This window comes from Rhodoplanes roseus, assembly GCF_003258865.1.
In the GTDB taxonomy this organism is placed as follows: domain Bacteria; phylum Pseudomonadota; class Alphaproteobacteria; order Rhizobiales; family Xanthobacteraceae; genus Rhodoplanes; species Rhodoplanes roseus.
The window spans coordinates 3,033-11,266 of the sequence record NZ_NPEX01000193.1; the positions used below are offsets into that span (position 1 = coordinate 3,033).

Genomic DNA, 8,234 nt, shown 5'->3' on the forward strand with positions numbered 1-8,234 from the left:
ACCCCGACGCGCTACGCGCGCCGACCCTCCCCCTCCAGGGGAGGGTGACGAGGGGGAGCTGCGCCTCTGCATGATCATGAGCTCAAAGAAGCTCACTTCGCCAGCCGCGTGGCCTCTTCGGCCTTCGCCTTCGCCTGGGCGTAGTGGTCGCGGGCGAAGCCGGCCCAGCGGTTCTCCAGCTCGGCCTGGCGTGAGCCCTTTTCCTTGGCGCCCGTGAAGGCGCCGGTGGTCTCCGGTGCAGCGGCCTCCGCGGCCGTCACCGGCATGGCGGCAACGAGATCGCGCGCCTCGTTCACCAGGGCGCGGGCCTGGGCGTTGTCCTTCTTGGCGAGGGCGGCGTCGGCCTCGTGGATCGCCTTGGTGGCGGCCTTGAGGTTGGCGAGCTGGAACGTGACGAGCTGGTCGAACAGCGCGTCGACCACGTTGCTGCGCTTCTCCGAGACGTCCGGATCGAACTTCACCCGCGAGCCGAGCGACGGGTCCTTGAACGGGTTCGGATAGTCGGCCGGCGCCTTGGCGTAGGTGGCGGGGTTCACCGGCAGGCGGCGGATCGCCGGCTCGAGCAGCACCTCCTGGCCCTTGTCGGACAGCAGGAACTCGATGAACGCCTCGGCGCCGGCGCGGTTCGGGGCGTTGGTGACGATTCCGACATTGGCCGGCACGATGGTGGTCACGCTCGGATAGACGAACTTCACCGGAAATCCGGCCGCCTGGGCCGAGAAGCCGAAGAAGTCGATGACGATGCCGACACCGAACTGGCCGGAATTGACCCCCTCCGGCACGCCGAAGGATCGCTCGGTCACCTGGCGGAAGTTGCCGGCCATCTCCTTGATGGTGCGCCAGCCCTTGTCCCAGCCCTCGCCCTGCAGCAGGGTCTCGACGGTGAGATGCGTGGTGCCGGAGCGCGACGGCGCCGCGATGGCGACGTGGTCGAAATAGATCGGCTTGGCGAGGTCGCTCCACTCCTTCGGGTCGGGCAGCTTGTTGGCCCGCGCATAGCGCGTGTTCCACATGATGCCGTAGCCCGAGGCGGCGAAGCCGAAATAGTAGCCCTCGGGATCGTTGATCGGGAAGGCGCCGATCTTGTCCGGGATGCCGGTCGCCTTGGTCTGGTACTTGGCCAGCAGTCCTTTGCCCTTGAGCACCTCGAAGGCGTCCGGGGCCGAGGCCCAGAACAGGTCGACCTGGTTCCGGGCCCGGGTCTCCTCGACGTATTTCACGCCGGCATTGGTGTTGCGGTTCTGGACCTCGAGCGTGACGCCCGGGACGGCCTGCTCGAAGGCCTTCTTCACCGGGTCGGTGACGTCCTTGGAGAACGAGGTCACCACGGTGACGCGGGCGGGCGCCTGGGCCTGGACGGCCGTCGCGGAGGCGAGGCAGAGGCCGAGCACGGCGAGCATTCGGAGCATGGAGCACCTGAAATGGGTGAGCGCGGAACGGACGGGCCGGAGCATAGCCACGAACCGTGACGCGGTCACGAGCGCTCGCGTCCTCGTCCACCGCCTCCGGGCGGCCTGTCTGCCGCACCGCAAAAGAAAGGGGCGGCCCGTGGGCCGCCCCTCGAAATTCTCCTCCGGCGGGCCGGTTCAGCAGCAGCGGAAACGCCCGTTCTTGCCGAAGCCGTAGCGTGCGTCCTGGCGCTCGCGGAAGAACTCCTCGTAGGTCATGACAGGCTCGTCGGGATGCGTGACGCGACGATGCTGCACGTACGTGTCGTAATCAGGGATCCCGACCATCAGGCGGGCCGCGCGAACGGCCCACCCGGTGATGCCGAGCGTATCAGGCATGGGCGACCCCGCTGCCGGCCGGCGCGCCGACCTCCGCGGTGGTGACCCGCGTCGTGCCGAGCGCCTTCCAGATGTTGACGACGCCGTAGAACACCATGGCCAGCACGACCGCGATGAAGGCGGCCGAGAGGGCGGCGTCGACATAGTCGTTGAACACCACGCGGCTCATCTCCTCGAGCGTCTTGGCCGGGGCGAGGATCTTGCCCTGGGCCAGTGCGTCGCCGAACACCTGCGCATGGGCGATGAAGCCGATGCGGGGCGACGGGTGGACGAGCTTCTGCATGCCGGCCGTCAGCGTGCAGGCGAGCAGCCACGAGGTCGGCAGCAGGGTGACCCAGGCATAGGCCTGGCGCTTCATCTTGAACAGCACCACGGTGCACAGCGTCAGGGCGATGCCGGCCAGCATCTGGTTGGAGATGCCGAACAGCGGCCACAGCGTGTTGATGCCACCGAGCGGATCGATGACGCCCTGGTACAGGAAGTAGCCCCAGCAGATCACCGAGAGGGCCGAGCCGATCAGGTTGTTGGCCCACGACTCGGTGTTCTTGAAGGCCGGGATCACGCTGCCGATCATGTCCTGGATCATGAAGCGGGCGACCCGGGTGCCGGCGTCGACCGTCGTCAGGATGAACAGGGCCTCGAACAGGATGGCGAAGTGATACCACACGCCCATCAGGGCCTTGCCGCCGAACAGGCCGGACAGGATGTGGGCCATGCCGACCGCGAGCGTCGGGGCGCCGCCGGCGCGCGACAGCACCGTGCTTTCACCGACGTCCTTGGCCATTTCGGCCAGCATCTCGGGGCTGACCACGAAGCCCCAGCCGGAGACGACCTGCGAGGCCTGCTGAACGGTGGTGCCGATCAGGCCCGCCGGGCTGTTCATGGCGAAGTAGACGCCGGGCTCGATCACGGTGGCGGCGATCAGCGCCATGATGGCGACGAACGACTCCATCAGCATGCCGCCGTAGCCGATCAGGCGAATCTGGTCCTCGTTCTCGATCATCTTCGGGGTGGTGCCCGAGGCGATCAGCGAGTGGAAGCCGGAGACGGCGCCGCACGCGATGGTGATGAACAGGAACGGGAACAGGCTACCCGACCACACCGGGCCGGTGCCGTCGATGAACTTCGTCACGGCCGGCATCTTGAGGTCCGGCTGCACGATCATGATGCCGATCGCGAGCAGGCAGATGGTGCCGATCTTGAGGAAGGTCGACAGGTAGTCGCGCGGGGCGAGCAGCAGCCACACCGGCAGGACCGAGGCGATGAAGCCGTAGCCGATGATGGCCAGCGCCAGCGTCTCGCCCTTCCAGTTGAACAGGACCGCGAGCTCCGGCGTCTCGGCGACGGTCTTGCCGTAGACCAGGGCCGACATCAGCAGAACGAAGCCGATGGCCGACATCTCGCCGATCTTGCCGGGCCGGATGAAGCGCGCATAGACGCCCATCAGCATGGCGATCGGGATGGTGGCGACGACCGCGAAGGTGCCCCACGGGCTGCCGGCCAGGGCCTTGACCACCACGAGCGCCAGCACGGCGAGCAGGATGATCATGATGAGCAGCACGCCGACCAGGGCGATGCCGCCGGCCACCGGGCCCATCTCGGCGCGGATCATGTCGCCGAGCGAGCGACCGTCGCGCCGGGTCGACATGAACAGCACGATCATGTCCTGCACGGCGCCGGCGAACACGACGCCGGCCAGGATCCACAGCGTGCCGGGCAGGTAGCCCATCTGGGCGGCGAGCACCGGGCCGACCAGCGGGCCGGCGCCGGCGATGGCGGCGAAGTGGTGCCCGAACAGCACGTACTTGTTGGTCGGGACGTAGTCGAGCCCGTCGTTGTGGCGCTGCGCCGGGGTCGCCCGGGCCGGATCGACGCTGAGGACCTTCTCGGCGATGAACAGGCCGTAGAAGCGGTAGGCGACGAGGTAGACGCAGACCGCGGCCACCACCAGCCAGGCGGCGTTGAGGGTCTCGCCCCGGTTCAATGCGACGACACCGAGCGATATCGTTCCCGCCAGGACGATCAGTGCCCACAGGGCCCAGTGCCCCTTTGGGTTGCTGCGCGCTAGAGCAGTCATTGGAGTCTCCCGATCCGGATCCGGCAACGTGCAGAGAAGATGCGGACGCAACGTGAACTCGCGACACGCAATAAACGTTCACTGCTGGGTACCTATCAAGAAAGGGGAATGCTCCACAGTCGGACGAGTCCTTACCAAAGCGTGCAAGTCTTGCGTTTTTCGGCAAGCCCGCGAAACAATCGGCACGAGTCAACTCCCGCGTGCCGTGCAGGTGCGAGATGCTCAGCCGGGTCGATAAGGGGTATTACGCGAAGCGGGCGAACGTCGCACGGCTGGAGCCGGGAGGCGCTCGCCCGCTGCTATTCACGCCGCGACGTCGCGGCGCATCGATCAGGAGAAGCGGACCGCGACCTCGCCGATCGGCGAGAGCGCGTTCACGAGCTCCCGGTCCTCGGGGTTCAGGATCAACGGGGGCGTGATCGAGCCGGCGATGATCACGTCGCCGGCCCTGAGGGTCTCCCCGATGGCGGCCAGTGTATCGGCGACATGCCGCACGATCGTGACGATGCGGCCCGTGTTGGCCGTCACGTCGTCGGGCGCCGGCACCTCGGCACCGTTCCGCGTCACGGTGGAGACGAGCCCGCTCGTGTCGCCGCCGGGACGGGGCAGGCGTGGGCCGAAGATCACGTGCCGCTGGAAGATGTTGCCCGACAGGATCGCCTCCGGATCGTCGAGCGGGGCGAAGTCGGCGAGCTCGATGGCCGGACCGAGTGTCGCGATCGCGGCGGCCGCCGCCGCCTCGTCGCTGCCGCCGGGCAGATCCGAGCCCATCTCGACCGCCACCTCCGGCTCGGCGACCGGCATGGCGAAGCGCGACAGCGGCACGGTCGCGCCCGAGGCCAGCACGTTGCGGTCGAGCAGGAAGCCGACGATCGGTGCCGTGATCTTCAGCTTGGCGAGGCCGGCCGGGGCGCCGAAACCGACCTTCCAGCCGATCGGCCGGGCGCCCTCGGCCAGCGCCTTGCGGCGCAGCTCCGCCTGGGCCGCCATCCCGCGGGCGAGCCGCGGATCGTCGAGCGGACCGCTCATTTCCGTCCTCCGGCCTGATGCGAGCCGCCTTCGGGCGTCTCGTAGCCCGAGTCGGCGATCGAGCCGGCGCCCATCCAGCCCCACACCAGCACGACGTCCTGGTCCGAGGTGTTGTTGAAGCCGTGCCAGCAGCCGCGCGGCGAGTAGACCACGTCGCCCTTGCTCGACGGCTCCAGGCCGTTCTCGGTGATGATGTGGCCCTTGCCCTCCAGCACGATGAAGAACTCGTCGCAGTTGCGGTGCAGATGCGCCTCGTGGCTGGCGCCCGGCTTGAGCACGGTCCAGCCGACGACGTTGTCGGTGCCGGCCGACTTCTTGTCGATCAGGAACTGGACCTGCATGTCGATCCAGCCGTCGTCGCGCTTGAGCCCTTCGACCAGCGGCACGTCGGCCATGGTGGTGCGGTACATCTTGCTCATCATTGTCCTCCCAGGCGCCGGTACACCTCGTGCGCGGCGACGAAGTCGCGGTGGTCGATGCCGAGACCGCGACAGGCGTTCATCATCTCGTTGGCGGCGGCGGCGAGCGGCACCGGGCTGCCGAGCCGGCGGCCGAGGTCGAGCGCCAGCAGCATGTCCTTCTGCTGCAGCGTGACGTCGGCGAGCGGCTTCGCCGGCATCTTGCCCTCCAGGATGAAGGGCCCGCGATAGCCGAGCACCGGCGACGCCGCGACGCTCTTGAGGATCGCCTCGACGGCGACGGCGCGGTCGACGCCGCCCTTCTCGGCGAGCGCGACCGATTCGCCGAAGCAGATCACCTCGACCATCAGCAGCAGGTTGACGGCGATCTTCATCTGGCAGGCGAGCCCGTTGCCGCCGACCCGCATCACCTTCGGGCCGATCGCGAGCAGAACCGGCACGAGCTTGTCGTAGGCGGCCTCGTCGCCGCCCACCATCACCGAGGCCTGGCCGGCCTGGATGGTCACCGGGCTGCCGGAGATCGGCGCATCCAGCATCACGCGACCGGCCGCCGCGAACTTCTCCGCGACGCCGCGGCTGACATGCGGCGCGATGGTGCTCATGTCGGCGTAGACCCCGCCGTCGCGCAGGCCGGACAGGATGCCGTCCGGACCGAGCGCGACCTGCTCGACGGCGGCGCCGTCGGTCACGATCGAGAAGACGATCTCGGCATTGGCTGCGGCGGCGCGGGGCGTGTCGGCGAAGGCCATGCCGGCGGCGATCAACGGCTCCGCCTTGGCGCGGGTCCGGTTCCAGCCGGTGACCCGATGGCCGGCCGCCATCAGGCGGGGCACGATCAGGGAGCCCATGTCGCCGAGACCGACGAATCCGATCTCCACGTGAAAATCTCCTGGGAGTTGGCGCCGTTCCGGCGCGACCGCGACCGGCCGGGCTGCCCTGCGGCGGCCGGCGATGTCACGAGCCGCGAAACGGAGGAACGCGGGGGGAAGACGGCCCATGCTGCCGTGCCGTCTCGCGTCGCGCAAGCGGGCGAAACGTCTCGGCGCCGCCGCGGGACTCTTCTGCTTCGCTGTGCAGTGCAGCATGGCTTCCCCGGACCTTACTATACAGAGCGTGTGTCCGCGGGGACGTCCGCCGCGCTCGGACCTGATCAGAAAACATCGCGGAGACCTGCGCGGCGCGCGGGACCTGCGCCTCAGAAGCGCAGGATTGGCGATTGACAAATGGGCGGCTGCCCGTGGACTCTTCGTCCAACCGCCTCGTGAAGGCGGGCAAGAAGCCAAGCGGGAGAGACGCATGAGCGAGCCGGCTGTGAGCGAGCCGACCAAGGCCCGGACTCCGGGTGCGAAGCGGGCCGGCCCGGGCGAGTACCTGTTCGAGCTCGCCAAGGTCAATCACATCCTCGGCGGCCCCGACTACTCGACCGCGAACGGCGCCTGTGTCGAGGGCGACCGCATGATCGTCGGGCTGATGCGGATGGCGGCCGGCACCGGCGCCGAGCCGCATTCGCATCCGAACGAGCAGTGGATCTACATTCTCGAAGGCACGTTCCGGGCGACGATAGGCGACAAGCCGGTCGAGGCGGGCCCGGGCGCTCTGGTCTACATCCCGGCCGGCACGATCCACTCGGGCGGCGCGACCAGCGACGGCGACGTGCTGTTCTTCACCGTCAAGGACGCCTCGCACTCCCTGCACGGCATCAAGGCCTGATCGCACCGACGGCCGCGGGCGCGCGTCCGCGGCCCGGGGCCGAACCGCGTCCGGCCCGAGATCCTGCGCGACGACGAATCTCCGTTCGACACGACGATCAGAACAACGATCCGTCGCCGCCCCCGGAACGACGGACGATCAGCCAAGGAGGAGAGCATGCCCCGTTCCGTGCTGGCTTTGATGTCCGCCGTCTGCCTCGCCGCGGCAAGTCTCGTCGCGGCGAGTCTCGCCGGGAGCGCGACCGCGCAGGCGCAGGACAAGTATCCGTCCAAGCCCGTCAAGATCATCGTGCCCTATGCGCCGGGCGGCGCCACCGACATCGTCGCCCGCGTGCTCGGCGAGCACATGCGCCAGGATCTCGGCCAGTCCTTCGTGGTCGAGAACAAGCCGGGCGCCTTCGGCATCATCGCCATCGAGGAGATGGCCCGGGCGAAGCCCGACGGCTACACGGTGATGATCGGCAACGTGTCGACCAATGCCATCACGCCGGTGCTGTTCCCGGGCAAGTTCAAGATCTCCTACGACAAGGACGTCGTGCCGGTGACGCGCCTCGTCGACATTCCGGAGTTCATGATCGCGACCACCAAGGACTTCCCGCCCAAGAGCGTGAAGGAGGTGGTGGAGTTCGCCAAGAAGAATCCCGGCAAGGTGCGCTACGGCACGGTCGGCGTCGGCAGCTATCCACATTACGACGCGGCGCTGTTCGCCAAGCGGGCCGGCGATCTCGACATGGTCGCGATCCACAACAAGGCCGGCGCCTCCGGCGTGATCAACGACTTGGTCTCCGGCGACAGCCAGTTCGCCTTCATCAACGTGGCCTCGACGGCCGCCATGGTGAAGGCCGGAAACCTGCGCCCGCTGGCGATGGTGAACCACACGCGGCTGCCGGAATATCCCGACGTCGCCACCATGCAGGAGCTCGGCTATCCGGGCGTCGGCACGATCGCCTGGCAGGCGCTGTTCGCGCCGGCCGGCACGCCGCCGGCCGTGCTCGACACCCTGTTCAACGCTGCCGTCAAGGCCATGCAGGCCCCCGCCGTGCAGGAGGCGTTCAAGAAGCAGAACTTCAACATCGTGCCGAACACGTCGACCGCCGAGGCCAAGACCTGGCTGGCCGACGAGATGGCCACCTGGAAGAAGATCACGTCCGAAGTGAAGATCGAGCTGAGCGAGTAGGGCTGCCTCTTCACCTCCCCCTGGAGGGGGGAGGTC

The 8,234-nt window shown here is 68.3% G+C and carries 8 protein-coding genes; 2 read left to right on the plus strand and 6 right to left on the minus strand.

Annotated features, from left to right (window positions below):
• Positions 1-92: 92 nt before the first annotated feature.
• The 6 genes from CH341_RS21995 to CH341_RS22020 form a co-directional block, all read right to left on the minus strand.
• Positions 93-1,409 (minus strand): ABC transporter substrate-binding protein, encoded by a 1,317-nt coding sequence (locus CH341_RS21995; RefSeq protein ID WP_111421117.1) that lies wholly within the window; start codon positions 1,407-1,409, stop codon positions 93-95.
• 177 nt (positions 1,410-1,586) lie between these two features.
• Positions 1,587-1,787, minus strand: coding sequence for a YbdD/YjiX family protein (locus tag CH341_RS22000; protein ID WP_111421118.1), 201 nt, complete (start codon positions 1,785-1,787; stop codon positions 1,587-1,589).
• A complete protein-coding gene (locus tag CH341_RS22005; protein ID WP_111421119.1) occupies positions 1,780-3,864 on the minus strand; it encodes a carbon starvation CstA family protein in 2,085 nt (694 codons plus the stop codon). The genes CH341_RS22000 and CH341_RS22005 overlap by 8 nt, the downstream gene beginning before the upstream one ends.
• A gap of 330 nt (positions 3,865-4,194) precedes the next feature.
• Positions 4,195-4,893, minus strand: coding sequence for a 2-keto-4-pentenoate hydratase (locus tag CH341_RS22010; protein ID WP_111421120.1), 699 nt, complete (start codon positions 4,891-4,893; stop codon positions 4,195-4,197).
• A complete protein-coding gene (locus tag CH341_RS22015; RefSeq protein WP_210208522.1) occupies positions 4,890-5,312 on the minus strand; it encodes a cupin domain-containing protein in 423 nt (140 codons plus the stop codon). Before CH341_RS22015 ends, CH341_RS22010 begins: the two co-directional genes overlap by 4 nt.
• The gene (locus CH341_RS22020) at positions 5,312-6,190 is read right to left on the minus strand and encodes an NAD(P)-dependent oxidoreductase (RefSeq protein ID WP_170149756.1); all 879 of its coding nucleotides are present in this window, start codon (positions 6,188-6,190) and stop codon (positions 5,312-5,314) included. The genes CH341_RS22015 and CH341_RS22020 overlap by 1 nt, the downstream gene beginning before the upstream one ends.
• Positions 6,191-6,608: 418 nt before the next feature.
• Here CH341_RS22020 and CH341_RS22025 point away from each other — a divergent pair, with 418 nt between their 5' ends.
• Together CH341_RS22025 and CH341_RS22030 are read left to right on the plus strand one after the other, a co-directional pair.
• Positions 6,609-7,022: a cupin domain-containing protein gene (locus CH341_RS22025; RefSeq protein WP_111421123.1), complete on the plus strand. Its 414-nt coding sequence runs from the start codon at positions 6,609-6,611 to the stop codon at positions 7,020-7,022.
• 156 nt (positions 7,023-7,178) lie between these two features.
• Positions 7,179-8,198: a Bug family tripartite tricarboxylate transporter substrate binding protein gene (locus CH341_RS22030; protein ID WP_111421124.1), complete on the plus strand. Its 1,020-nt coding sequence runs from the start codon at positions 7,179-7,181 to the stop codon at positions 8,196-8,198.
• Positions 8,199-8,234: the final 36 nt, after the last annotated feature.

Coding starts and splice junctions, on each gene's coding strand:
- CH341_RS22010 (WP_111421120.1), bottom strand. CDS start 4,893: ATGAGCGGTCCGCTCGACGATCCGCGGCTCGCCCGCGGGATGGCGGCC.
- CH341_RS22025 (WP_111421123.1), top strand. CDS start 6,609: ATGAGCGAGCCGGCTGTGAGCGAGCCGACCAAGGCCCGGACTCCGGGT.
- CH341_RS22030 (WP_111421124.1), top strand. CDS start 7,179: ATGCCCCGTTCCGTGCTGGCTTTGATGTCCGCCGTCTGCCTCGCCGCG.
- CH341_RS22015 (WP_210208522.1), bottom strand. CDS start 5,312: ATGAGCAAGATGTACCGCACCACCATGGCCGACGTGCCGCTGGTCGAA.
- CH341_RS21995 (WP_111421117.1), bottom strand. CDS start 1,409: ATGCTCCGAATGCTCGCCGTGCTCGGCCTCTGCCTCGCCTCCGCGACG.
- CH341_RS22005 (WP_111421119.1), bottom strand. CDS start 3,864: ATGACTGCTCTAGCGCGCAGCAACCCAAAGGGGCACTGGGCCCTGTGG.
- CH341_RS22000 (WP_111421118.1), bottom strand. CDS start 1,787: ATGCCTGATACGCTCGGCATCACCGGGTGGGCCGTTCGCGCGGCCCGC.